This is a genomic window from Cyanobium sp. HWJ4-Hawea, assembly GCF_024345815.1.
Classification (GTDB): Bacteria; Cyanobacteriota; Cyanobacteriia; order PCC-6307; family Cyanobiaceae; genus Cyanobium_A.
On sequence record NZ_JAGQBV010000014.1, the window covers coordinates 1 to 25,077 of the forward strand.

The following is a 25,077-nucleotide window of genomic DNA, read 5'->3' on the forward strand; positions in this document are numbered from 1 at the left end:
CTTCCCAGATGGGATAGAAGTGCAAGCCAATGGCATTGCTGGAAGGAACAACAGCACCGGAGATGATGTTGTTGCCGTACATCAGTGAACCGGCAACGGGCTCACGGATGCCGTCGATGTCGACGGGTGGTGCTGCGATGAAAGCAACGATGAAGCAGATGGTGGCCGCCAGCAGGGTGGGGATCATCAGCACGCCGAACCAGCCCACGTAGAGGCGGTTGTTGGTGGAGGTAACCCAGTCGCAGAACTGGTTCCACGCAGAAGCGCCTTGGCGCTGCTGAATTGTGGTTGTCATAAGAACGGGAGAGAGTGCGCTCGCTTGACCAATTTCCAAAGGAACTGATTAGGGAGCAGCAGGTAGGTGCGGGGCGGAAAACCGCTCGCTCATCAAAAGTTAACACCTATTCACATTCGCAAGGCGGCTTGCGTCCAGCTTTTGGCCTCAGTAGTTCTGATGGCATCGATAAGCCCAGCTAATGGCGGTGCTGGCCATGCTCGGCTTCGTGATCGGCCAGCTCGGCTTGGCTGCGGCACTCGTTGCAAAGCGCTTTTGCCTTACTGCGCCTGTTGATAGAGCTGCTCTAGGCGCTCCCGGCTGAAGTCGGCATAAAGAACTTCTTCACCTGGTTCGGGAGCTTCGGGATGGCGCCTTGGCTTGGCGCCACTTCTCTGGGAGCTCAGCTCGGCTGAATTGCGCAGGTTTTGATTCATTAGTGCAAAAGCACCCCCGGCTATGAGCGCAAAGAAGATCAGGTAGACAGCAGCAAGAAGGTCGTTCAAGGGGAGAAAACCATTTGCAAAACCTTAATGCAAAGAATTGTTAATTGGAGGCCATGGTTCCTTTTCATGGGGCCCTGTTTTGGAGAGTCCCAAGGCTTGGCTGGCTGTGGAGCGAAATAGAACCACCACCCCAACCGTCAGGAGCCCGACCGTCAGGAGCCGGATCTCTAGCTCCGACAGCCCCTTTGGGGCAACCCCATCTCTAACGTCACGGAGCTGGAGCGGGAAAAACCTTCTTAGAGTCTTCCACCACAAGGCTGGGTTCGGCCTGGTTGTCGACCCTGAACAGACCCCAGGTCGCCATCGAGTCTGAGCTAAGCGCTTGCGACGGCCATACGAGGCGCTGGCCGCCGTAGGTGAGCCCCACACAGGTGAGGTTGGCGTCGTTACCCAGCAGGCTCCAGAGCACTGAGATTTGGTTGCGCTCGTAAGGCGCCGAACTCAGCTCCTCAGGAGAATCGACGATCGAGCCCGGCTCCAAGGTGAGGCGCAGGCCCCGTTCCCAGCTCAGAAAGCTGCCTTCATGGGTGGGGTAGAACCAGCAGGTGGCATTGCTCAGCTCGCTGAGCGCCATGCGATCGATGCACCGCAGGCAGGTCGGGTTCTCCGGATCGCCCTGATAAACACCTAGCCAGTGGTGCCGGGGTTCTATTCGAACCACTAGGGCGTCGCAGAGCAACTGAGTGCCATCACTGCTACTGCGTTGCTCTCCGGTAAGACGACCATCGAAGGGAAGCTGTTCCAGATCGGGATGCTCAGCGCCCCGGCTGAAAATCCGCAGAACAAAACCAGCGGAGGGCCCTGCCGCCTGCGCTTGCTGCAGAACCTCAAGAGACGTGTTGGCATCAGGCAGCTGTAGTGCAGGTGCTAACACAAAGATCAGGGGTGGGTTCATGGCGATAGCCGTGAATCAGGGCAAAATTTTGGGAATGATCCTGGCGGCTGCTCGGGGCACCAGGCTTCACAGAATCCCTGGCCAGTCGCCACAATGTAACGACTTCGTTACAGAGTGATGACCACCGGAGAGCTGTTTCTTGAAAGCCTGAGCTCTGGGGTGATCACCCAGGCTGAGATCGACTGGCTGCTGATCCAGCAAGATCGCCTCACTAGGGCTGAACAGGCAGCGATGCAACGGCTGGGACGCCTGCTCGATCAAGGGCAAATCCAGCTGGGCTGCCGGGTCGCACCGCGTTACCAACAGCATCTCCACGTGCTGAACGAGTGGATCGAACCGCTGGGGCGGCGGCGCAGATCTTCCTTAGCCCGAACCGCCTGACGACAAGTGGATAGGAGGGTCAACAGATCTGGGTAAAAAGCCTGTTAACGGATTTGGACCGATGGCCAACCTCTTTTTGCTGTGGCCTTAAGGAATGTGGGGTCTTGGGCCCAGATTGGCTGATAAGCAAACTCCAATAAGGGCTGGTTAAGTTATTCGGGGCTATCTTCCCTACTCTCCAGGGGAACCAAGCCTTCGCCGTATCCAGTTCGGATCACGTCGGCAATCGAAGATTGCGTAGATGTCGATTGAACTTTCTTCGATCAGGTAGTAAAGGGCAAACGGAAAGCGCTTTATCAATATCCGGTAAAATCCATTCACCTGCAGGTGGATTCCGGCGTAGGTGGATATTTTCTTCCATCAAGGAGCCTGATTTCCACGCAGCTCATTTCTCAGTTCACCGATTGCAGCCTCCCAGCTCTGGAAGCTGGTCTTTCCCTGCTGGACCTCCTCACGCCGGTTGCGCAGAACTTCTGCATGCCAGGCGGGGGACATCACCTGTTCAGGGGCCTTGGAGAGATCGGCCCAAAGCACTTCCATGGCCTGGAGTTTGTCGTCCAAGCTCATCTTGGCTAGGGGAAGATCCACATTCATAGCAAGAGCCTCCAAGCATTATCCAGTCCAATTTTAGGGGGCTGGCACCTCAGGCAGATTGAGTATCAGCAACAGTGCTGCAGCGCCCGCAAACTTGACGTGACCCCCTTCATTGGTCCATTCGGAATGGGAGGGGTGCCTATGCAGCAGCTGGTTGAGCTTCAGTTGCGGTGTGCCGCCGAATTCCGATTGCGCAGGAAGGCCCTCACTCCTTAATCAACCCCTCAATCAACCCCTTAATCAACCCGCCACGCTCTCGTCCCTAGCCTCCAACATCTCAAAGCCCCTGCAGCAGAGCTCTGCAACCAATCTGTGTAAAAAAGCCGGCTAACGGATTTGAACCGATGGCCTTCGCTTTACAATGATTTTGATGATGACATTGACTGCATTTCAGGTGATCTTGGCAATTTTTTGAGCCTGTTAATCAACTTATTAATCTGCCAGATGACTAACCCTAGTGGTTGGGGGCTTTCATATTATGAGGCTTACCCTGGCCAAATCTGACCAGTAAGCAATCTCCCATAAGGGCCGGTTCAGTTTTTGGGGTTCATGTCGATGTCAACTGCTAACAGGTTGCGGTCTTGGCAGTTTGGGCTGATGCCAGCGCCATTTCAGAGAGGATGATGCGCAGGAGAGCCCCGTTACACCCAGCCCATGACCCACCGCTACGGCCTCGTGTCGCCCCCGGCCATCGGCCATTTCAACCCGATGGTGGCGCTGGGGATGGAGCTGCAGCGGCGGGGCCACGATGTGGTGGTGTTCACTGTGGCGGATGGTGCCCGCCAGCTGGCGGACATTCCGCTGGAGGTGATGACGATCGGGTCGACCCCCTTTCCGCCGGGGGCCGTGGAGAAGGCCTTCGCCACCCTGGGGAAGCTGAATGGGCTGGAGGGGCTGAACTTCTCCGTTGATTTCTTCGGCAGGGAGCAGGTCATGCTCCTGAACGAGCTGCCCCAGGCGCTCACGACGGCGGGCATCGATTTGCTGCTGGTGGATCAGCTGAGTCCGGCGGCCGGCACGGTGGCCGAGATGCTGGGCCTGCGGTTTTTCACCATCTGCAATGCCCTGCCGGTAAACCGTGAGGCCGCAGTGCCGCCTTACTTCACGGACTGGCGGCCAAGCCGTCGGCCCTGGGCGCGCTGGCGCAACCAACTGGGTAACGCGCTGCTGGATCGACTCACGGAGCCCCTGTGGCGTGATCTGCAGGAACAGCGCAAGGCGCTGGGGCTGGTGCCGCACCGGCGACGAGAAGAGGCGGCTTCCCCTCTGCTGCAGCTGGCCCAGTTGCCCCAGGCCTTTGATTTCCCGAGGGAGAAACTGGCTCCCCACTTTCACTACGTGGGACGGTTGGCGGATCCCTCCGGCCGCGAACCCCTGTTGCGGGATGCCGTGCCCTTCCCCTGGGAGCGGCTGGACGGACGCTCCCTGATCTATGCCTCCCTGGGGACGCTGCAAAATGGACTGCCGGAGATCTTTGCGCAGATCGCGGCAGCCTGCGCCCCCCTGGAGGCCCAGCTGGTGATCTCCCTGGGCAATCCCAGGAGCCAACCGTTGCAGCTCCCCGGCAACCCTCTGGTGGTGGCCTATGCGCCCCATCAACGGCTGATCGAACGGGCCAACCTCGTAATCACCCACGCGGGCCTCAACACCACCCTGACGGCCCTTGGCTCTGGCGTTCCGGTGCTGGCGATCCCCATCACCAACGAGCAGCCCGGCATTGCCGCCCGCCTGGCCGCCAGTGGGGCAGGCCAAGTGTTGCCAGTGCAGAAGCTTGGTGTGGAGGCCCTGCGGGCGAAGGTGGCGGAGATGCTCGGCAATCCAAGTTATCGGGAGCAGGCCCGGCGGCTGCAGGCGGAGAATCAGGCAGCTGGGGGCGTAGTGGCGGCGGCGGATCTGGTGGAGGCCGCGTCCGGGTGACGGTTTACGCGCGCCTTCATGTCGACGTGGGCCAGCAGCGTTCTGCCAGCGCTGATCTGCCGTTGTTATCCCCCTCTGCCAGCAAAGAAACCCTGTTTGAGTTGCCCGGGTGGTTTTTGTCTATGGGATATATGGGATTTGGGGGATTCATTACTACGTGAAGAGAGTGAGTGGCTTGCAGCAGCTCCTGGAGATTCAGCCAGGGATAGCAGCAGGGGGGGGTAACGCACGCTTCTCCCCCCGCGTTAATCAACCCGAGGGCAATCGATCGGTTTTTAAGGGCTCTGGCTCAGAGGGGTCTGGACTCACGCCAGCGCCTGCCGGCAAGATTGGTGTGCAGAACGCTGAGGAAGGCTTCGATGCAATCCCTTTGGGTCGCAGCCGCCCTGTTGTTGGCTAGCCCGGCCGGATGGGGTACACCAGCCCATGAACTGGTGTTTGAAAGGGTGAACGGCAAATTGGCCAGCGGCGATCAACGCTGGCGGCTGCAGGTGCGCCAGGGGCCGCTAACGGTTGCCAGCTGGCCCGCAGCCAGTGGAACGGTGACAGCACAACGTGTTGATCGACGCTGGAGCCCTGGGAATGGTGCACCTCTGCCCATGGGTGTTTACGGCATCGACAGGCCTGAGGCCTGGGGCGGTAGCTGGTGGATTGCCCTTAAGCCCCGATTCGCGACCAGCCGCTCTGCCCTTGGCATCCATACATGCCTACCGGGCACGGGCTGCATCTGCCTGCCCAGCAAGGCCGATACCGACGCAGTGGCGCGTTGGATTTCCACCAAGCGAATCAACGTGCTCAAGGTGATTAATTAAATATGTAGCCGATTCCCCGGTTTGGTTTTGGTGGACATTGTTGGATTGAATTACGAGGCGCGCAGCGTCTCCAGCTAGTTGGTCAATTGACCAACTTCATTTAGTGCTTAGACACGCTCTCTCCCAAAGGGTGAAGATCTCCTGTGCGTGCACCCCCCAGCCATGACCACCACCGCATCCGATCTGGTGTTCCGCCCGGCCGCCGAGCGCTTCCACAGCCAGCTCGATTGGCTCGACAGCTGGCACAGCTTTTCATTCTCCTCCCACTACGACCCGGCCTGGATTGGCTATGGCCCCCTGCGGGTGATCAACGACGACACCATCGCCGCCGGCAGAGGCTTCGGCATGCATCCCCACCGCGACATGGAGATCGTCACGGTGATGGTGGAGGGCCAGCTAAACCACCGCGATTCGATGGGCCATGCCGAGGTGCTGCGGGCCGGGGAAGTGCAGCGGATGAGTGCCGGTACTGGCGTGGTGCATAGCGAGGTAAACGAGGGTGACCAGCCCTGCCGGCTGCTGCAGATCTGGATCGAGCCCAGCAGCGCCGGTATCGCCCCGGCCTATGGGCAGAAGCTCTTCGTCATTGGCAACGGCTGGACGCCCCTGCTGGATCCCGGCCAGGCCAAGGGCGCCATGGCCATCAACCGCCCCGTGCGGCTCTGGCGGGCCCAACCCGATGCAGGCGAGACGCTCAGTCTGGCGATCGAGAGCGGCAATCAGGGCTGGATCCAGCTGATTGATGGTGCTGGCACGACCGATCACCATGCTCTGCAGCAGGGGGATGGTCTGGGCTTTAACGCTGGTCAATTTCAGACCTTCACTGCAGGGACTGGCGGAGCCGATCTGCTGCTTTTTGATCTGCGTTGAACGCCGTCAGAGGGGGATTGTCCCCAAAAGTTGGACAGGTCACTAAGTCTCAGGCATGAACACTCAGCCTTCCAGCCAATCGCCCCCCCAATTAATCAACCCCAAAATCAACCCTCAGCGCCCTTGCGCCCTGCCCAGAATCCCCCAAACCCCTGCCATCACAGGGCTGCAACAGATCTGGGTAAAAAGCCTGTTAACGGATTTGGACCGATGGCCTTCGCTTTACAATTACTCTCATAATGAGAACGACTGCGCTGCAATTGATTTGGGAGGTTGTTTGGGCCTTTAAGTCAACCGATTAATCAACCCCATGGTCAACTTAGTTCGGCTGAATTTTTCTCTCAAGGGAAAGTTTCTAGCTGTCTCTAGCTGTCTCTAGCTGGAGGTGGGCTTATTCCTCCTAAGGCGCCTTTAGCCCCCTGTTTCGCTGATAATGGCTTCGGGCCGTAGGCCTGTTTTTACATCCGTCCATTCATGCCATCCCTGCAGACCGGTTCTGGCCTGGCCTACGTCGAGTGTCTGTTCGTCTCCGACGTGGAATGCAAAAACGTAGTCTGAATACTCTGCATGTTCTAGGGTCTTGTGTGAGCTTGGCGGGCGTTAAACTTTCCATCCAATTACTCATGCGGAGAGTGGTAGTTAAAACTGGATACTGACTTGCTTGGATTCGCCATACTCGAGCCGATCAGCGATAACACTAAGGGCTAAGACTTCCGCTTTTGAAATTGCATCACCAGAGGTACTCTCGTACGCAAGAACTCCAGGTAGTTTCGGTGCCTCGGCGATCCAGCGACCGTCTACTTCTTGTTCATACTCCAAAGTGCAGAAAGTGAAATTCATATTTAGCCTAATTCTAATGCCAGTATACCAATATCCTATTTCGTTTGTCAATTCCAGATTCAACCTTCAGCATTCTCACCTCCTGGCCCCGGTTCCCCAAGACCTTTGCCGCGCCTCCCCGCAACGGTTGAGAATGATTATTGCAAAAATAAGCGAACCCGATTATGATGCAAATTGAGGAGCAAGCGAAATTCAGATTGCCCACTCGCCAAAGCGCTTACCCCCATGGCCCCTATCAATCAACGCCCCCAGCGATCAGATACAAGCTGGGTAACCGATAAGCCAATCATTAAGAATTTAGATCTTAATAAAATTAGGGCTAGAACCCTTGCCGGTCCAAAATCTCTGCGTAGCCAGCTGATAGTAAGCATCTGGGCGGGCTTGGCAGTAATTTTAATTCCGATCAATATTGCCACAGATATTCACTATACAAAAAAGGCGACACTAGAAACCCAGAAACTGCTTGTTGAGCAAGGCTCTTTCGTATATTTTGGGATCACAAAGTGGAGGGAAAGCACAAAGCAGCTACTTGAGATACTTTCATTTGCGCCGCCAATTAGAAAGCTTGATCAGGATGAAACCGAGCAAATTTTTGACCGATTAAATATTCTTTTTCCCTATAGATCTTGGCGGCTCTGGAGCAGAGATGGCGACCTGCTTGTTGGCACTAATGTAACAAAACCTGTCACGAGAAAGTACGCATTTTCCAGGTCATATTTCCTTAAATCAAGGCAGGGGGAGCCTGCTTATGGAATCTACCAGAACTGCATTATTGGACAGCCTTGTTATGTGGAAAGTGTTCCAGTTTATGCACCAGGGGTTAGTTCTGTCTCCACAAGTTCGTCTATTCCCTCCGGAGTTTTGAGTATTGCCATAGGCCTCAGCGATACCCCTAAGGATTCCGGTCTTGGACTTGTTTTTAATCAAATCGTAAAAATTATGGATTCTGATGGCAAAGATAGTGGTGCACTAGATGCGCATTGGAATACACCTATATCTTTGCAAAATAATGACTTTACGGGATTAGAGGTCATGATGGTTAGTCGGGACGGATATGTTATTTTCCCTGAATCATCAGTTAATGACAAAGTATCGCTACAGACTCCTGCGGAAATCTCGAAAGGCCCATGGGGTCCTTTTGTGAAAGTCGCATTGCATGCAGGTGTCAGGGGCAATTTCGGGGAGACGGAATCTGAAGGTAGAGATTACTTTGTGTATTCAAAGAAAATTGATAGTCAGTGGAGTATGGTTGCAATCACTGATAAGGAATCTAGCTATGCAACGGTTAGGCATCAGATTATGGAGCAGCTAGCCTATCAATTAATTACCCTCCTAGGAGCAACAATAGTAATTGCCTTGGTTTGCAGAAAAGCCGCAGAACCGATCCAGCTGGCCGCATCAACAATAAAAGAATTTAGCTCTGGAAATTTTGAGGCTAGAATTGCCACAATTCGAAAGGATGAAATAGGAAAGCTATTTGAAGATATTAATCAGACAGGCTATAATCTTAGGAGATTGTTGACTAGTCAGCTAGAACATGCTGTTACTGATCAGCAAATACAAACGGCAACTAATATTCAAAAGAGTTTTGTTATCGAAGATCTCCCGAGCTCCGAGCATGTTGAGCTAGCCGCTGATTTTGATCCTGCCTACGATATTGGTGCCGATTGGTACGATGCTGTTGATTCAGGAGACATTACATACGTAGTAATCGCTGATGTCTGTGACAAAGGCATTGCCTCAGCCTTGTTCATGTCGGTTTTTCGAAGCCTGATCAGGTATTCATTGTTAGATGAAGATAAGGAGTTGGCTTATCAGGGATTGGAAAGATCCTTAGATGATGCGATTACCCAAGTTAATAATTATATGGCCACTAATCATGCTGGATCATCTATGTTTGCCACACTCTTTTTGGGAGCCTTTGAGAAGAGCAAAAATCAATTGAGCTATGTTTGCGCCGGGCACGAGTCGCCAATTATTGTCAGAGAACTAGGCGTATTGGATGAATTGAAAACCACGGGGCCAGCCATTGGTATTTTTGATGGAGCAAAATACGAAGTGAATACAACGGATTTGCAGCCCGGCCAGCTTCTCTTTACCTATACCGATGGACTTGTGGATTCAAGATCACCCTCTGATAAATCATTTGGCCTAGAAGGCGTTAAGGGCGTGCTAGCCAATGTTGATCCAAAAGAAACGACAGCCAAATCTTTGTTGGATCAAATGACAGAGACAGTTAGCCAGCATCGTGCTGACGCTGAGCAGTTCGATGATCTCACAATGCTGGTAATGAAAATTAAATAGGTTCGGAAGCCAATAACAGTCTGAATTTGCAGCATGGTCTGGATAATTACCACTTCGCGAGGCAGGCTGCATTTGAAATAGGGTATTTAGTAGGGCTTCGATGCTTTCCCGCTTCGTAGTTTGATCGCCACGCAATACCATTTGGCGGCCTGCCACATGGGCACCTAGATGGGCCAATTGAATGCGCAGGGCTGAAAGGCATTCAATGCCGCCGCTACCGGAATGGCTGGTAATTGCAACTGGTTGGCCATTGAATAAGGCACGAAAATCCTCTCCCTGGGTCGGAAGCCAGGCGATGGCACTGGTGAACACCGGTGGGATCGAACCGTTATACTCTGACGAGCAAATTAGCCAGTGGGATGACGCCAGCATTTGCTCCTGCAGTGTAATGACACCCGCTGGTAAACCCTGCTGCTGGCTTCTTGGCGTGAAAAGTGGTGGCGGATCTAGGGTGAGATCAGTCACTCTTACGTGCTTACCTTGCCCGGTGGCAGCGTCTGAAAAGTGATGGGCCAGCTCTAGATTTTTTCGCAGCTCGCTGCTAGTACCAGTAGATCATTGTGTTTGGCCATCTTTAGACCTTCTTAGTGTTTGTAGGACCGCTCTTCGGGTAGCAGGCTTCTCCACGATCAAACAGCTCCTGCAGCTCTTGAAGATGGTTCCCATCGCTGGCTACAGGGCCACGAATGTTGCGGTAGTCGCTTCGGCCCACAAAGGTACCGGTTGGGTCGTGGGGTACACCCCAGAGGGCTGTTTGGAGTGTGGTGGCCTGGGGGCCCGGCAGGGGAAGAACGGCGGTGCTGCCGTTCACATCACTTACCCCCGCGAACCAGTCGTTTACGCCATTTGCTGGGTTCCAGATGTTGTAAAAGCCGCGTATGTCTTCCTTATTGGGGCTTTCGTTGTGCCAGAAATGCACTGTTCCTTTCGGTGAATACACCAGTTCGCCCTTGCCGATCACCAGGGAACCCATCTTGGGCGCTGGGGCGTTGACACCGGGGAGTTGACCGGGAGTGAGGGGGTTTGCCTCCTGGGTGCCGTAGATTCGAAATGTGGATGGCTCTGTAGGAAGGAACCACTCGGAGGATGCGAAATGGAAGTGGGGCGGTGGCCCCGCATCATTGGGTGCAATGGTTTCGCTGAGTTCGTATAGGCCGCAGGTATCCCCAGGCGTTCTAAGCATCACCAAGACATCACCTCCAGCTGTGGTGAATTGCCTGGGATTCTTGAGAAATCGCGGCATCTTTATTTTCACTCCGCCCGAACTGGTAAAGTCGTGGTCGACTCTTTCAGTGGCACCCCGTTTGAGTACCGCCGTTTGAGGAATTGGCGTGAATAGTTCCCTGAATTGCGCTAGCACGGGTGCCTGACCAAATAAGACCGTGGCTGCTACTAATGCAATTGCCACCATTGCAACTTGCCTTGGCCCAGGCAGCTTCCTTAATTTCTGAGAAATGGATTTCAAGTTTGTGATGATCGATATTTTTCCATGATATTTAGACAGCGCAACGCTGCCCAATTCTGTAAGGGTTCGTATTGTTTTAGGCCTATTGAGGGTTTGCGCTTGGTTTAATCGTCGTTCCAGATGCAATCCAGCTTTATTCGGCCTTGGTTGGGTAATAATTGATTTCGGCTCACAATATTTTCTATAACTTCAGCTCTGTTTTGATTCATTACCACAAATTTAAACGCGATCGAGACCCCGGCAGAGGCGTTGAAGGCAACTTCCGCAATCCATGTGTTGCTGTTTACATACTCCATGCCGTAACTCAGGCTGTGGTCCCATTCGCCCAGCTCGGGACAACTGCCTGTGATTGCGATCCGTTGACCAGGCTGGCTGTGGTATCCGTTTAACTGAAATACCCCTACCACCTGGCCCTGCACCCTTAGGCCCTCCACACTGAACACCCTTGCGGAATACTCTGGCATGGCCACGTTGTTGATGAGGCCATTTTTTTGCTCTAGCACCTCTCCAGTGAGCTTGCAGGTATGTAAACCATTTGGCAGGCCAGTTTCGTTCAGGCTAATTTGGGTGGCTGATCCTTGGTTTAATATTACGAGCACATGGCTGTCGCGATAGTGGCGGCTGAAGGCATAGAGACTTTGGTCCACATATCGCTGCTGGTGGTTTCCCATTGTTAGGGACTGGTTTGTACGGCGTAGCTGAACAAGCCTGCTGATTAATTGGTATGGACGGCTGTTCTGATCCCAGCATTCCATCATCGGTCGGTTGTAGGGATCCTCCCCTCCGTCAGTGTTGTTGTGGAGGTATTGTTCTGTTCCATAGAAAAGGCATGGCACTCCGCGTAGTGTCATTAGTAACACCAATGCCAGGTCAAGTTTTTTGGAGTCGCTTACAATGGATAGAAATCGAGGCATGTCGTGGTTGTCTATGAACGTCACCAATTCGTTGGCACGTTTGTAGACCTCATCCATGGCCAATACCTTCTCTATCAGTTTAAACCCTCCCGGTTGCTGGTTTGAAAAGGCAAATCGAATGGCCTCACAGAGGCCAAAGTCCAAGATTGACATGCCGCTGTGATTGGCGTATGCAACTGATCGCCGATCCCAGGGTTTGCTAAACCCGTATTCTCCAAATAGGAATATTTCAGGTTTGTGGCGTTTGATGTCTGTTGTGAATTCCTGCCAAAACCATAGGGGCATATGCTTGAGGGTGTCCACCCGAAGGGCATCAACCCCAATGTCTATCCAGGCTTTGATGGCATCTTTGATGTAATTTCTGAAGTTGATATTATTTTCGTTGAATGTGGCTAGGCCACACATTTCTTGGTTGATCAGTTGGTATTCATCTTCCCAGTCTGTGATTTCTGGGTTGTGGTGATATAGGTTTGCCTCGTCGCTGTGGAAGTTGGCAAATGGTTTTCCATCATCAAGCACAATTCCCTTGCTCCCATTTATGTCTGGTGAGCTGTGGTTGCAAACCACGTCTAATATCAATTTGATGCCTGAGTCATGGAGGGTTTCCACCAGTCTTTTCAGGGTCTCTGAGCTTCCCAGGCTGGCCGACTCCCCCTGGGGAAGGAAGCGCGGGTTGATCCGTTTGAAGTCGCGTGTCCAATAGCCGTGCATTGGTGCTCGGTTGAACTGCATGTCATCCACCTGCTCAAATAGCGGTGAAAGCCATACGGCGGTTACTCCTAGGGCCTTGAGGTATTCAACTTTGTCGATGATTCCCTGTAGATTGCCGCCCCAGTACTTACCCCATTCCATCCAGGTTTTGTCGAGTAGCCCTGCCCGTTCCCCCCGATCCCAAACCCCCTGGCGTTCCTCATTGTCGGCGCTGCCATCGAAGAAGCGATCAACGATAATGAAGTAGATGAATTCTTGCCTAAAATCCACCTCCTTGGTGGCCAGGAAGGTCTGCGGATCATTCATGGAGTTAGCAATCTTTAGGAGACGCTATGGAATTGTCTTGTATCGGCGATGTTGATTACCAGATCTCCATTTAGGTGGGGTTCAACCCAGGCCCACCACTGTTTGAAATGGTCTGTGTTGAGATGGTCGTTAAGGGCCTGTTCGCTCGGCCAGATTTCATCGAACACGTAGGTGCCGGGCTTCTCAATGTCGGCATTACAGGAGTACTGGATTACCCCATCCTCGGCCCGGGTGATTTTGGCCAGGTCCATGGTTTGGTGTTCAAATTCCTGCCTTTCAGTGGTGCTCAGCTGCATTGGCAGCCTGCCGACCACCCTTACCTGTTCGTTGCTGGCGGCCAGGCTTGGCTGCACCCCCCACAGGCCCATTACCAGCACCACTGCCAGTGCCAGCAGTCTGGTTGCCAAGGCCCTCCAATGGAACCTTTGGCTCGGTTGCTTTTGCACGAATACCCATTGGAGAATTTCATTCTTTTGTAGGGCTCTGCTGCAGGAAGTGCAACTTGCCATCACAATGCGAATGATTTCGCTGAGGGCCCGCAACGATGGCTGCTGAGAGTTTTCCTGCCACAGCCCAGCATCGCTACGACCAGGTGGGAGAGCTGCGCTTCCATTCCGTGGAGGACGGCGAAGGCCCCGTGCTGTTGCTACTGGCCGGCTGGCCCCAGACCTGCTTCGCTTGGCGCCGGGTCATGCCCCTGCTCAGTGCTGACTATCGCGTGATTGCCCTTGATCTGAAGGGCCAGGGTGAGACGAGCCTTGCCCTGGAGAGCAACTTCAGCATTGAGGCGGTGGCCGCTGAGGTCGAGGCCTACCTTAGCTACAGGCAGATCGATTCTTTAACTCTGGTTGGCCACGATGTGGGGGCCTGGGTGGCCTATGCCCTGTCGGTGCTCCATCCCCATCGGCTCACCAGCAGCTTGTTGTTGGATGCGGCCCTGATTGGCCTGGCCCCAACGGAGGCCTACATGCCCAGGCCTGGCTCGCGCACCTGGCAGTTCCACTTCCACGCCATGGCCGAGATGCCCGAGCTGCTTACCGCTGGCCGCGAGGCCGAATATTTGGGTTGGTATTTCCGCACCAAATCAGCGGTGGCCGGTGCCATGACAGTTGAGGCAGTTTCCCACTATGTGCAGGCCTACAGCCGCCCCGGAGCGATGACCGCCGGCTTCAACTTTTACCGCGCCGTTGAAGCTAATCGGGCCTTCGCCGAGGCCCACCGTGAGCATCGATTCGAACGTCCGCTGGTGGTTTACGGGGGTGAAAAGGCCACCGCAGATAATTTTCTCCGTTCTCTGCAGGCCTGCGATCCCGCCGTTAGCGGCGGTGTGTTGCCCGGTTGCGGCCACTATCTGCCAGAGGAGGCGCCCGAGGCCGTTGCTGAATTGATTAAAACCGTGTCCCGCAAGGGCTAACCCTCCACCTCGATCCCATGGTGCTGATCGGAGCCCACACCTTTGCCTGGTCGCCAGGTATTACCGATGGCGAGCTCCAATCGCTGATGCCCAGGTTGGCGGGTTCCTCTGTCGACTTTGTGGAACTTGCCAGTTACGACCTGGCCGGTCTGACGCCTGCGCTGGTTAGTCGCCTTTCCGCTGAGCACGGTCTGCCGGTGACGCTCTGTTCAGGTTTACCCAGGGGTCTCAGTCTGGCCAGTGCCGATGGGGCCATTCGCCGTGGCGCCCAGGACCACGTGCGGCGTCTTTTGGAGTTTGCCCAGGCCTGCGGAGCTTTGAAGCTCTCCGGCCCGATCCACGGGGATCTTTCCAGCCCCGCGGCGGAGCCCTCCTCCGCCGATGATCGCCATCGGTTAATTGATAGCTATCTGGAGCTGCGCCACGACCTGGCCCAGGCCGGGATTCCCTTCAGTATTGAGCCCCTCAATCGCTATCAGAGCAGCTTGCTTAACACCTTCGAGCAGGTGTCAGAGGTTTGCCGCGCCGTCGATCTTGCCCACGTTGGGATCCTGGTCGACATTTTTCACGCCAACATGGAGCAGGGCCACCTTTATCAAGATCTGGCCAGCCATCGAGCCGGCACCACCCACGTGCATCTCTGTGGTGCCAACCGTGGACCCCTAGGCCAATGCCACCTTGATTGGCCCGAGTTGCTGAGCTGGTTAGCCACCTTTCCGGCCACCATGCTGGTAAGCATTGAAACCTTCGATCCCAGCCACCCTGTGATTGCACGGCGCACGCGCAGTTGGCGCTCCTTCGGTGCTGATTCGGAAACGATCGTGCTCGAGGGTGCACGCTTCCTCAAGCATCGACTGGGGCTTCTGCCCCCCTGACGACCATTCCGATCCCTTTATCAATGGCTAAGAACTACTACCAGGAGTTGTCCGCAGACTTCTCCAGGCCCGGCCTAGTTAGCACCCAGCAGGGTGAGAGCCTGATCAAGCAGGCAGAGGATTTCATCGCCCTCAAGCAGCCCAGCCTGCCCGAGATCGATGGCAGCTTTAGCCGCGAGCAGATCGAGGCGGAAAATAAGGCCTGGTGGCCCACCCACTGCGAAGCCCTGCGCCGGGCCCGTGGTGATTTGCTGCGTGGTGAATACCGCCAGGATCTGGTCTATTTCTGCCAGGACGGCCCTTTTTATGGTCTAGACCAGCAAACCGAGCGTGAACAGCACTGGTGGGCCCTAATTGCCCAGCCCGGCGTGACGATGTGTTGGCCGATCGTGATGTTTTGGGGCGAGTTTGTGCACTTCGAATGGCACTGCCTCGACGACGCCAGTGGTGAAGCGATTGCCAAGGGCACGGTCTGCTGGGTGCGCCGTGGCCATGCAGGAGGCTGCTACTTCAAGAGCGAGCAGCTCACCTTCTACCGGGATGTCTTCGCCTCGCCCCAGCTGCTAGCCCTGCTCAAAAACCCCTGAGCGCCAGCTCGGCCCTGATGCACTCCCTGATCCTCTCCATTGTGTTGGCGGCCATGTTGCTGCTGGGCATCCCCCAGTTCAGCGCGGCCGCGAACCTGGTGCAATTGCAGCGCCTACCGCTGGAGCTGGCTAACCGCACCGCTGCCGTGGCGGTGGAGAGCTGCCAGCAGAGGGGGGAGCAGGTGAGTGTGAGCGTGGTGGATGGGGAAGGTACCTTGCAGGTATTTCTGCATGGTGATGGCGCCTCTCCCCATACTGCGCAGCTGAGTCGCCATAAGGCCTACACGGCCGCTTCCCTGGCGGCACTGCAGGGATTTACTACCACCGGTGAGTTGGCCAATTCCCTACGCCAAGGGAAAGCACCGATCGGGGCGTTGCCCCTGCCAGCGGCCAGTGTGGATCAGATCACTCCATTGCCAGGTGGGGTGGTGCTGCGCTCGGAGGGCAGGCTCCTGGGGGGGCTGGGTGTGTCGGGAGCCCGCCAGGGGCAGCTTGATGAGGAGTGTGGCTTGGCCGCCGCCGTCTGGCTGGAGCAGGCCTTCGCGGCAGATTGATTGATTCAAAATGTTTGGCTATGCGTTTTGGTGTCTGCTAAAACGCAGACAAATAGGCCCATGCCGGACAAACTGGAAGCGGTTTAGTACCAGATATGTCCCCGCACCTTCCGGCGGATGCTCCCGCCAACGCCGTACTCGACGATCCAGCTCTTCAGGCTGCCCTGAAGGGCATTCACCCTGCCTTTGGCGATCTCTGTACCCGCGTGGCGGGTGAGGTTTGGGGTAAGCCCTCGATTGATCAACTCACCAAGGCCCTGATCACCATCGCCATCGATGTGTCTAACCAGGGAATGGTGCCGGAATCCCCCTTCGAAGCCCATGTGCGCATGGCCCTGAAGCAGGGGGCCAGCTTTGAGCAGCTTGAGGAGTTGTTGCTCTTCACCTGCGTCTACGCAGGCTTCAACAAGGCTGCCCCAGCATTTGCGCGGCTAGGCGATATCCGTGCCCGTATCGAGGCGGAGGCCTAATCCACCATGCTTTCCAACTTCTCTGCAGACCTGCGCCGCCTGTTACTAAACCTGGCCTGCACAGCCCTCTTTATGGCCAGCCTGTTTGGGCTGCCTTCCCTGAGCCAGGCCCAGACGGTGGGTCTTCCTTTTCCCGAATACACCCCCAGCCCCGAGCCCGAATTGATCATCGGCCCCCCCGGGGAGCAATTCACCTTTACCCGCACCGGCCGCAACACTGGCAACACCTACACGATGGCGGAGGCACTGGTGCCTCCCGGATCGGGACCGCTGCCCCACTTCCACGACAACTACGACGAGTGGTTCTACTTTCCCAACGGTGGCATCACCCTCTTCCTTGACCCAGACCACACCTATAGCGATCTGAGCAAGGTGCCCAACGGCAATGCCCCCGGGGCGGATATTCAGTTGATCGAGACCAAGCCCCAAAGTCTTTACTACGTGCCCCGTGGTCACGTCCATGGCTTTTACAACAGCACCGACCATCCGGTGGAAATGACCTTTGTATGGGCACCGGAACGAATCACCCAGTACTTCCGCGACACCGGTGAGAGCGTTACGAGCTTTCCCTCAGATTTCAAGGTGGATGCCACTCGGCTTGAGCCCTTCGTGAAGGATGCCCCTAAATACGGCATTAACCAGAGCCAATATTTTATGCAGTATCTCCATTCGATTAGCCCCGCTAGCAAGGCCACCCTGGCCGCCGACGATCACCTTGATGATCTCAAGGAGCTACTGGCTGCTCCCCTGAGCTAATCACTGCGGTTTGACACCTCAGTTGCCCGCCTGCATCTGCCTACTCCCCGATAAAAGCAACCCATGACCTTTTCCGTTCTTGCTACCACCCTGATTGGAGGTTTCCTGGTCGGTTTTGTTTTCTCGATCTTTAAATTGCCCCTGCCAGTACCTCCCTTGGCGGGCCTGATTGCGGCGGGTGCCTGCCTAGGTGGATCTGCGGCCTATCAATCAATCCACGGCTTGCTTTTGCGCTCAAACTCAAACGGTTGATCTTTTCTGACTTCAACACTTAGCCAACATTTTTGATTCCCCTCTGTTATGGCATCTTCTAAAATTCTCGTCCTGGTTGAAGAGCATTACGACGAAACTGAATTTAATGTGTTCAACAGCTTCTTCCCGACCCATGGGGTTGCAGTGGATTACGCCTCCTACCTGTGGGGCAATGAAAGTCTGGAATTTGAGGGCAACGACAAAACCAGCAAGGTAAAGGTTGATCTCTGTGTGAGTGAGGTGAACCTTTCTGATTACAAGGGTTTGATCCTGATTGGTGGCTATGCCATGGATCGCCTGCGTTACCAGCCCACCCTTAGTGGCTCCCGCAACACTGCACCGGCGGTGGAGTTGTTGCGCACTGCTGTACAGCGCATGGATGCGGGTCAGCTGGCGATTGGCACAATCTGCCACTCGCTCTGGTTGTTCTGTGCTGATCCGTCCTTAATTAAGGGCCGCAAGGTCACCTGTGCCCACAACATTGCCTGTGATGTGGAGAACGCTGGTGGTGAGCTGGTGGTGGCCAATGGTGAAACTGTAGATACCCATTCTGATGGCCTGTTGATTACCGGCCGCCACCCGGGCAGTGTGGATGCCTTTGACGAATTGTTCTTGAGCACAATCCAGGCTCTCTAGCCAGCAATGGTTTGTTGTCTTCCCTCTAGAGCGTCTCGATTTTTTAACCGGATTTTCCAGTTTCCCCAGCACAATGAACAGCCTCAATTTTAGCTTTTCAGATCTCATCTCCGGATACGTCTGCTCTTACGATTCCGCCGCTCGTGTGATCGAGCTGGAAACATCCGATGGCCGCTTATATAGCGCCATTCTTACCGCCAACACCTATGCAAAGCAGACCCAAAATTTGGAGGAGGGTTGGCAAGATCGAGGTGGCCAGCTGGAGCAGTTGCTGGTGCCTGGTCAAATGCTGTTTCTCTATGGCACCTTCTTCCCTGAGCAGCAGACCAGTTTTGAGGTGAATTTCATCGTTTTTGCTGGCGACAGCAAAGATGATCATCGCTATGCCGAGCCCGGTTGGTGGATTCGCCAAATTGATTCAATTGCCACCTCCTACATCAAGTGGCAATTCAATGCCCCTACCGATCCGATTGATTACAGCAACTACCGTACTCTGATCAGCCTCACCGGAGGCAAGAAGGAGAAGGATTATCTGCAGGAGACCGACACCATTTCGCGTATGGTGTACGGCATGGCCTCGGCCTACATGCTCACTGGCAAAGACGAATTTCTTGAGGCTGCTGAGAAGGGTACCGAATATCTGCGCGACAAGATGCGTTTTGTTGATACCGATACTGGCTTGATCTATTGGTACCACGGCCAAAAGGTGAGTTCCGGCGGCCAGGAGCAGAAGTTGCTTGTTTCTGAGTTTGGAGACGACTACGACTCAATTCCTGCCTATGAGCAGATCTACGCCTTGGCAGGACCCATTCAGACCTATCGCCTCAGTGGTGATCCCCGCATCCTTGACGACGCCGAAAAAACCATAGATCTGTTTGATCAATATTTCCGTGACGATGAGAAGGGCGGCTACTACTCCCATATCCATGCGGTAACCCTTAGCGCCCATGAGGAATCCCTTGGCCGCAATAGGGCTAAGAAAAACTGGAACTCCGTGGGTGATCATGCTCCCGCCTACCTAATTAACCTTTGGCTGGCCACCGAACAGGATCGCTACAAGGTGATGCTTGAAGACACCTTCGACACCATCTGTGCCCACTTCCCCGACTACGATGAAAGCCCCTTTGTGCAGGAGAAGTTCTTCGATGATTGGTCGAAGGATCAGACCTGGGGTTGGCAGCAGAACCGTGCCGTGGTGGGCCATAACCTCAAGATTGCTTGGAACCTCATGCGTTTCCAGGCAGTGCAACCCAAGGACTCCTATGTGGCCTTGGCTGAAAAGATTGCCCAATTAATGCCCGATGTGGGTTACGACAAGCAGCGTTTCGGTTGGTACGACGTGGTGGATCGGGTGCTACAACCTGGCCAGCGTTTTCATCGCTATGCCTGGCACGATCGCAAGGCCTGGTGGCAACAGGAGCAGGGCATCCTTGCCTACCTAATCTTGCAGGGGCACCTACCTGAAACCAGCAGCTACAAGAAGTATGCCGACGAGTCGGCAGCCTTCTACAATGCTTTTTTCCTCGATAATAACGACGGCGGCGTTTACTTCAACGTGCTGGCCAGTGGTATTCCCTATTTGATGGGTACGGAGCGCTTCAAAGGCAGCCATTCGATGAGTGCTTATCACTCCACCGAACTTTGCTTCCTTTCTACGGTGTATCTAGATCTGATGATTGAGAAGAGGCCCTTGGACCTTTTCTTCAAGCCCCTGCCCAATGGTTTCGCTGACAGGATCTTGCGCGTTTCTCCCGACATGCTGCCCGCAGGTAGTGTAAGGATTACTTCCTGTCTGATTGATGGTCAGTCCTACTCCAACTTTGATGCTGAACGGCTCACCGTTCAGCTACCCGATTCAGAGACCCGTCTTCAGGTGAAGGTCACCCTTACCCCTAATTGAGCACCATGAATCTCACTTCTAGTACGGTGAATGGTTGGTTTGCCATCCATGTTGATGGGCAGGTGGATTCCAAAACCGTAACAAGCCTGCGTGACTTCATTGATGAGCAGATCACCGAACAACAGCCCGTTGTCTTAGACCTAACCAAGGTGCCTTTCATGTCGAGTGCTGGCTTGCGTACCCTCCTGACCCTGCATCGCCGCACCCAACAACTCTCCACCGATCTTGCCCTAGTGGGTTTGGTTGAGGGCATTGCCGAAACCATGCGTGTCACTGGTTTCTACGACTATTTTGTGATCTACCCAGATCTTGCCGCACTTCCCGGGCGCTCCTGACATGCAGCTTGAAAGGATCGACAGTTTGCCCACCGATGAGATCTCTGGTCTCAGAGTGCGCCCTGGTAAGCCCCTGCCGTTCGGTGTTTCCCATGCACCCAATGGTCTTAATTTCTCGATTTACACCTCAGCTGGCACCGCCTGCACCCTGGTGCTGTTTCGTCGCGGAGAGGAACAACCCTTTGCCGAACTTCCTTTCCCTGCCTATTACCGGATTGGTGATGTGTTTTGCATGGTGGTGTTCGACCTCGATTACGAAGGAATCGAATACGGTTTTCGTATCGATGGTCCCCAGGATCCAGTAGCTGGCCATCGCTTTGATGCCAGTAAGGTGTTGATGGATCCCTATGCCCGATCCATTTCTGGCCGGGATCAGTGGGGAGAGGCACCAAATTGGCAGGCCCTTTATCCCTATCGAGCTTGCGTAAGTCTGGATGATTTTGATTGGGAGGCAGAGCGGCCCCTGGAAATCCCCAGCCAGGATCTGGTTGTCTATGAGGCCCATGTGCGCGCCTATACCCAATCCGTCAGTTCTGGAGTTAAGCATCCCGGCACCTATGCCGGCCTTGTAGAGAAGATTCCCTACCTCAAGGATCTTGGTGTCAACGCGATCGAGCTGATGCCGATCTATGAGTTTGATGAATTTGAAAATTCTCGGCTCCATCCCGATACCGGGGAGCGGCTCTATAACTTCTGGGGCTATAGCACCGTTGGTTTCTTTGCCCCTAAGGCCAATTTTGCCGCCACTGGCCGCTTTGGCATGCAGGTAGATGAATTTAAGCAGCTTGTCAAGAGTTTTCACCGTGCTGGAATTGAGGTAATTCTTGATGTGGTTTTCAACCACACCGCGGAAGGTAATGAGCATGGTCCTACCCTTTCCTTCAAGGGGCTAGATAACAAGACCTATTACATGCTCACCCCTGAGGGCTATTACTTCAACTTCAGCGGAACCGGCAACACCCTGAACTGCAACAATCCGATTGTTCGCAACCTGGTGCTTGATTGTCTGCGTTATTGGGCTGCCGAGTATCACATCGATGGCTTCCGTTTTGATCTTGCCACGATTCTTGGCCGTGATCCCTGGGGAGCTCCCCTGGCCAATCCACCGTTGCTGGAATCCCTGGCCTTTGATCCAATCCTTTCTTCTTGCAAATTGATTGCTGAGGCCTGGGATGCAGGTGGTCTTTATCAGGTGGGTACCTTTCCTGCCTTCGGCCGTTGGGGAGAGTGGAACGGCAAGTACCGAGACTGCCTAAGGCGTTATCTCAAGGGCGATGGGGCTCAAGTTGGCCAGCTGGCCCAACGGGTGCAGGGATCTCCCGATCTTTATCAACCAAGCGGTCGTTCGCCGGCTACGTCAGTCAATTTCATCACCTGTCATGACGGTTTCACCCTTGCCGATCTTGTCTCTTACAACGACAAGCACAACGAGGCCAACGGTGAGGGAAACCGCGATGGCGGTGATGACAACTACAGCTGGAATTGTGGTGCAGAGGGTTGGACTGATAACCCCGGCATCCAGGCCCTAAGGCTGCGGCAATCGATGAATGCGATGGTGATGCTGCTCACCAGTCGTGGAACGCCGATGTTGTTGATGGGTGACGAATTTGGCCGCTCCCAGCATGGCAATAACAATGCCTATTGCCTCGATTCGGCTATATCCTGGGTTGATTGGACGCTATTGCAGGAAAATGCACAACTGCATGACTTTGTGCGGGGCCTAATCCACTTCCGCCATGCCCATCAGGCCCTGCGTGTTAATCGGTTCGATGCACCCCCATCTAATCTTTTCCCCGATTGCAGCTTCCACGGCGTCAATGCTTGGCAGCCAGATTGGTCTGCTGATTCACGCCAACTGGCTTGGATGTTTTCCACCAACAGCGATTCCCAGCCAGCTAGCGGGGACACTGTCGATGTGGACACTGATGATGTGGATACGGTCTATGTGGCCAGTAATATGGCCCATTACGCCAGTTGGTTTAGCTTCCCAGATTTGCCGGCTGGTTTGCGTTGGCACCTCTGCTTCAACACCGGTAACGGAGACCAACCCTTTGATCTCTCCCAGCCAGCCCAGGGAGATGGGGGCATCCTCGTGGGGGACCGCTCCGTTTTGGTGTTGACGGCCAAGCCCGTCTGATCCGATCAAGCCATTCCTATCCTTATTAAAATTTTCAGCCATGCAGTTAACCATTGAATCGATCAGCAAGGACGACTATCACCTGATCAGCCTGACTGGTGATGTCGACACCAAAACAGCCCCTTCCTTAATGGAGGCCCTCACTGGTCTTGAGTTGGCAGGTCTCTCAGAATTGCGTATCGAGATGGCCTCTGTTGGTTTCCTGAGTAGTGCTGGCCTGAGGGCCCTGCTCTTCGCCAAACAGAAAATGCCCCATGCATCCCGTTTGATCCTGGTGGGCACAAGCGACGAAATTGCCGATGTGATTAATAAAACTGGGCTTTCCCAGGCCATGAGCTTGGTGGCCAGCCACGATGAGGTCTAGGCCTAACTAGCAGCCCCAGCCATGGCCCCCGAGCTCCCCCTAGAACCCATCGCCAGTTGTGATGGTCCCGCCTCAATGGAGAGCTGGGATCAGTTCATCTCGTTCGTAGAGACCCAGGCGGCTCTCCTGTTGGGGGAGGGCTCCGCCAATTATCGGCTCAGACTTGCCTTTGAGGAGCTGCTGTCAAACATTATTCGCTATTCCGGCGAGCTTGATGCTGGGCCTTCTGCTGATTCAGCAGCAGATCAGGCTCATGTTTGGATTCGGTCCTTCCGTTCCCCTGGTTCCCAGCCTCAGTTTGTCCTCGAGATTGAGGATAACGGTCCCTATTTCGATCCAGGTATCGACCAACCCCGCCAGATCGAAAGCCATCTCCCCATAGATGAACGTCAGATTGGTGGACTGGGGTTGTTCCTTGTACAGCAATCTGTAGACCATGTAGATTACGCCTGGATTGCCAATCGCAATCGTTATCACCTTTTTGTGAATCTTCCTACACCATCTGATCCCTAGTTAAATATTTGGTGGCTTGTTCGCAACTATGGTATTTACTATTGAGCCATCCTAGAAGCGAAATTGGGTTTGGATAACACCCCCCCAGTTAGAGCTTTCAGCTGTTTGGGCAGCGTTGGTGCCCATAAAGAGGGCGGCTGTGGTGGAGATGTTGTCGCTGAGGCGTTGGCGGTAGAAGAGTTCAAAGAGCCAGGCTTTTTTGCCTTCACCAGTGGCATTCGGAGGTTGACCAATCCCAAATCCTGCTGCATTGCCTGATGCGAATACGTCATTCCACTGGACGCCAAGTGCCCACGACTGAGAGTCGGGTGGAGAGCCATCATTACTGTCTATTTGTGTGTAGCCGTACCCAAGGCTGATGGAGGGCGTCCAATTCGATTTGAGGGGCTGCCAGTAGCCACTGATGCCGAGGTTGTTGGCATACTCGCCATAGCCCAGGGTAGCTCCGGCTGTACCATTGCCATCGGCTACCCGCGTGCCATCGGTGCCCCTGCGATAGCCCACAGCAAGGCCCCAGTTTTCCGATTGCAACCCAACTTGAAGATTGCCATTGAGGGCACTTTGTTGATTGAACAGGCCGTAGTCAGAGTCGGTGGCGTTATCGCCGGCAATGAAGCTGGCAGATGCTGTCCAATAGGGTCTCCCTTGTGTGACATGCTGCTTCCAGGAGGCAGCAATCCCAGGGCCTATGGTTTTGTTGTATAGACCGGCGGCGCCAGCTAAATTAAATAAATCTAGGATCTGCGAATCATAGACAGTGGGCTTGAAATCGTACGCATCACTGATCTGGATTTTGGCGGCGATGGTGAGCTTCCACTGCTCGCCGAGAGGAAATCTATAATAGATACGATCAGCCCGAAGGCCGGTATCATTGTTGCTTGCCTTCACTAATTTGAAGATGTTGCTGTTGCTAGAGCCGAAGGGAAACTTGTTGAAATTGTCGCTTCTTAGCCTTATCCTCAGAAGGTCCTGGCCTGTGTAGCTGCTGTCGAGGAAAAGGCGAAGGTCGTAATTAAAGGTGGTGGCGTTGTTGGATGTCCCATTGGTTTGGTGGTAGTTAGGGGCACCGCCTATTACCATGTTGGCTTCACCTGTGAGCGTGGTTGATCCGCTAAAGTTTTGGTATTCGAGGCTTAATAGCCTATTGGCAAGCGCCTGGGTTCGCACATCAAATTGCGTGTCTTGAGTGCTCTGCTTAAGGAGATTTTTCTGTGAATTTGCAATAAACAGATGAGTTTTCTTCAGACCGAGATAGGTTACATCGGCTGAGTTCAAGCGGCTGATCCTGGGGCTATTTTGTGGGAGATTCTTGCCGCAGTTGACTGCTGGATGTTCTCCAGTTTGGTCGGAGTTGTCTAGATCAGATGCAAAAGCAATCCCTTTGAGTTGCAAGGCCAGCAAACTGCAGGCGAGAATAGGCAACTGAGGTTTAAGGATTATTGGGATTGAGATCTTCAATCTTGCGCGCAATTCCCCGCTTAGGGTGAGCCTACCG

At 54.4% G+C, this 25,077-nt stretch carries 24 protein-coding genes and 2 pseudogenes; 17 read left to right on the top strand and 9 right to left on the bottom strand.

Annotation, left to right across the window (positions count from 1 at the left end):
• From KBY58_RS04775 to KBY58_RS04785, 3 genes and pseudogenes are all read right to left on the bottom strand, one after another.
• A pseudogene (locus tag KBY58_RS04775) lies at positions 1-295 on the bottom strand (photosystem II q(b) protein); the annotation flags it as partial.
• A gap of 260 nt (positions 296-555) precedes the next feature.
• Positions 556-780 (bottom strand): hypothetical protein, encoded by a 225-nt coding sequence (locus KBY58_RS04780; protein ID WP_255003219.1) that lies wholly within the window; start codon positions 778-780, stop codon positions 556-558.
• A 208-nt stretch (positions 781-988) separates the two neighbouring features.
• The gene (locus tag KBY58_RS04785; RefSeq protein ID WP_255003220.1) at positions 989-1,675 is read right to left on the bottom strand and encodes a hypothetical protein; all 687 of its coding nucleotides are present in this window, start codon (positions 1,673-1,675) and stop codon (positions 989-991) included.
• 117 nt (positions 1,676-1,792) lie between these two features.
• Between KBY58_RS04785 and KBY58_RS04790 the strand changes: the two genes are divergently transcribed.
• The gene (locus KBY58_RS04790; protein ID WP_255003221.1) at positions 1,793-2,056 is read left to right on the top strand and encodes a hypothetical protein; all 264 of its coding nucleotides are present in this window, start codon (positions 1,793-1,795) and stop codon (positions 2,054-2,056) included.
• 360 nt (positions 2,057-2,416) lie between these two features.
• On the opposite strand, the gene KBY58_RS04795 is transcribed toward KBY58_RS04790, so the two are convergent.
• Positions 2,417-2,650, bottom strand: a complete 234-nt coding sequence (locus KBY58_RS04795) for an addiction module protein (protein ID WP_255003222.1) — start codon at positions 2,648-2,650, stop codon at positions 2,417-2,419.
• A gap of 654 nt (positions 2,651-3,304) precedes the next feature.
• Here KBY58_RS04795 and KBY58_RS04800 point away from each other — a divergent pair.
• The 4 genes from KBY58_RS04800 (at position 3,305) to KBY58_RS04815 (ending at position 9,393) form a co-directional block, all read left to right on the top strand.
• Positions 3,305-4,567, top strand: a complete 1,263-nt coding sequence (locus KBY58_RS04800) for a glycosyltransferase (protein WP_255003223.1) — start codon at positions 3,305-3,307, stop codon at positions 4,565-4,567.
• 359 nt (positions 4,568-4,926) lie between these two features.
• A complete protein-coding gene (locus KBY58_RS04805) occupies positions 4,927-5,379 on the top strand; it encodes a hypothetical protein (RefSeq protein WP_255003224.1) in 453 nt (150 codons plus the stop codon).
• 162 nt (positions 5,380-5,541) lie between these two features.
• Entirely contained in the window at positions 5,542-6,249 is a 708-nt protein-coding gene (locus tag KBY58_RS04810) for a pirin family protein (RefSeq protein ID WP_255003225.1), read from the top strand.
• A 1,065-nt stretch (positions 6,250-7,314) separates the two neighbouring features.
• Positions 7,315-9,393 carry a PP2C family protein-serine/threonine phosphatase gene (locus KBY58_RS04815; RefSeq protein WP_254934708.1) on the top strand — a complete coding sequence of 693 codons (2,079 nt, stop codon included), beginning with the start codon at positions 7,315-7,317 and terminating at the stop codon, positions 9,391-9,393.
• Positions 9,394-9,585: 192 nt separating this feature from the next.
• Here KBY58_RS04815 and KBY58_RS04820 read toward each other — a convergent pair.
• The 4 genes and pseudogenes from KBY58_RS04820 to KBY58_RS04835 form a co-directional block, all read right to left on the bottom strand.
• Positions 9,586-9,927, bottom strand: a pseudogene (locus KBY58_RS04820) (NADPH-dependent FMN reductase); the annotation flags it as partial.
• Positions 9,928-9,967: 40 nt separating this feature from the next.
• Positions 9,968-10,636, bottom strand: coding sequence for a hypothetical protein (locus tag KBY58_RS04825; protein WP_255003226.1), 669 nt, complete (start codon positions 10,634-10,636; stop codon positions 9,968-9,970).
• A gap of 326 nt (positions 10,637-10,962) precedes the next feature.
• Positions 10,963-12,789, bottom strand: coding sequence for an alpha-amylase family glycosyl hydrolase (locus tag KBY58_RS04830; protein WP_255003227.1), 1,827 nt, complete (start codon positions 12,787-12,789; stop codon positions 10,963-10,965).
• Positions 12,790-12,803: 14 nt separating this feature from the next.
• A complete protein-coding gene (locus KBY58_RS04835; protein ID WP_254934705.1) occupies positions 12,804-13,196 on the bottom strand; it encodes a putative quinol monooxygenase in 393 nt (130 codons plus the stop codon).
• A 137-nt stretch (positions 13,197-13,333) separates the two neighbouring features.
• Between KBY58_RS04835 and KBY58_RS04840 the strand changes: the two genes are divergently transcribed.
• From KBY58_RS04840 to KBY58_RS04895, 12 genes are all read left to right on the top strand, one after another.
• Positions 13,334-14,203: an alpha/beta fold hydrolase gene (locus tag KBY58_RS04840; RefSeq protein ID WP_254934704.1), complete on the top strand. Its 870-nt coding sequence runs from the start codon at positions 13,334-13,336 to the stop codon at positions 14,201-14,203.
• Positions 14,204-14,220: 17 nt separating this feature from the next.
• Entirely contained in the window at positions 14,221-15,078 is an 858-nt protein-coding gene (locus KBY58_RS04845; protein ID WP_254934703.1) for a sugar phosphate isomerase/epimerase family protein, read from the top strand.
• A 23-nt stretch (positions 15,079-15,101) separates the two neighbouring features.
• Positions 15,102-15,665 carry a hypothetical protein gene (locus KBY58_RS04850; RefSeq protein WP_254934702.1) on the top strand — a complete coding sequence of 188 codons (564 nt, stop codon included), beginning with the start codon at positions 15,102-15,104 and terminating at the stop codon, positions 15,663-15,665.
• Between the two features lie 17 nt (positions 15,666-15,682).
• Positions 15,683-16,219, top strand: a complete 537-nt coding sequence (locus KBY58_RS04855; protein WP_254934701.1) for a GlcG/HbpS family heme-binding protein — start codon at positions 15,683-15,685, stop codon at positions 16,217-16,219.
• A 95-nt stretch (positions 16,220-16,314) separates the two neighbouring features.
• Complete coding sequence (locus tag KBY58_RS04860; protein WP_254934700.1) at positions 16,315-16,689, top strand: carboxymuconolactone decarboxylase family protein; 375 nt, start codon at positions 16,315-16,317, stop codon at positions 16,687-16,689.
• A 6-nt stretch (positions 16,690-16,695) separates the two neighbouring features.
• On the top strand, positions 16,696-17,445 hold the full coding sequence (locus tag KBY58_RS04865; protein WP_255003228.1) for a cupin domain-containing protein: 750 nt from the start codon (positions 16,696-16,698) through the stop codon (positions 17,443-17,445).
• Positions 17,446-17,745: 300 nt separating this feature from the next.
• A complete protein-coding gene (locus tag KBY58_RS04870) occupies positions 17,746-18,333 on the top strand; it encodes a DJ-1/PfpI family protein (RefSeq protein ID WP_255003229.1) in 588 nt (195 codons plus the stop codon).
• Between the two features lie 145 nt (positions 18,334-18,478).
• Positions 18,479-20,233 carry an AGE family epimerase/isomerase gene (locus KBY58_RS04875; RefSeq protein WP_255003231.1) on the top strand — a complete coding sequence of 585 codons (1,755 nt, stop codon included), beginning with the start codon at positions 18,479-18,481 and terminating at the stop codon, positions 20,231-20,233.
• A 5-nt stretch (positions 20,234-20,238) separates the two neighbouring features.
• A complete protein-coding gene (locus tag KBY58_RS04880; RefSeq protein WP_254934695.1) occupies positions 20,239-20,568 on the top strand; it encodes an STAS domain-containing protein in 330 nt (109 codons plus the stop codon).
• A gap of 1 nt (position 20,569) precedes the next feature.
• Complete coding sequence (glgX, locus tag KBY58_RS04885) at positions 20,570-22,705, top strand: glycogen debranching protein GlgX (RefSeq protein WP_255003233.1); 2,136 nt, start codon at positions 20,570-20,572, stop codon at positions 22,703-22,705.
• A gap of 40 nt (positions 22,706-22,745) precedes the next feature.
• Positions 22,746-23,069: an STAS domain-containing protein gene (locus KBY58_RS04890; RefSeq protein ID WP_255003235.1), complete on the top strand. Its 324-nt coding sequence runs from the start codon at positions 22,746-22,748 to the stop codon at positions 23,067-23,069.
• Between the two features lie 21 nt (positions 23,070-23,090).
• Complete coding sequence (locus tag KBY58_RS04895; protein ID WP_255003236.1) at positions 23,091-23,582, top strand: ATP-binding protein; 492 nt, start codon at positions 23,091-23,093, stop codon at positions 23,580-23,582.
• 51 nt (positions 23,583-23,633) lie between these two features.
• Here the strand turns inward: KBY58_RS04895 and KBY58_RS04900 are convergent, their stop codons facing one another.
• Complete coding sequence (locus tag KBY58_RS04900; RefSeq protein WP_255003237.1) at positions 23,634-25,040, bottom strand: iron uptake porin; 1,407 nt, start codon at positions 25,038-25,040, stop codon at positions 23,634-23,636.
• Positions 25,041-25,077 lie beyond the last annotated feature (37 nt).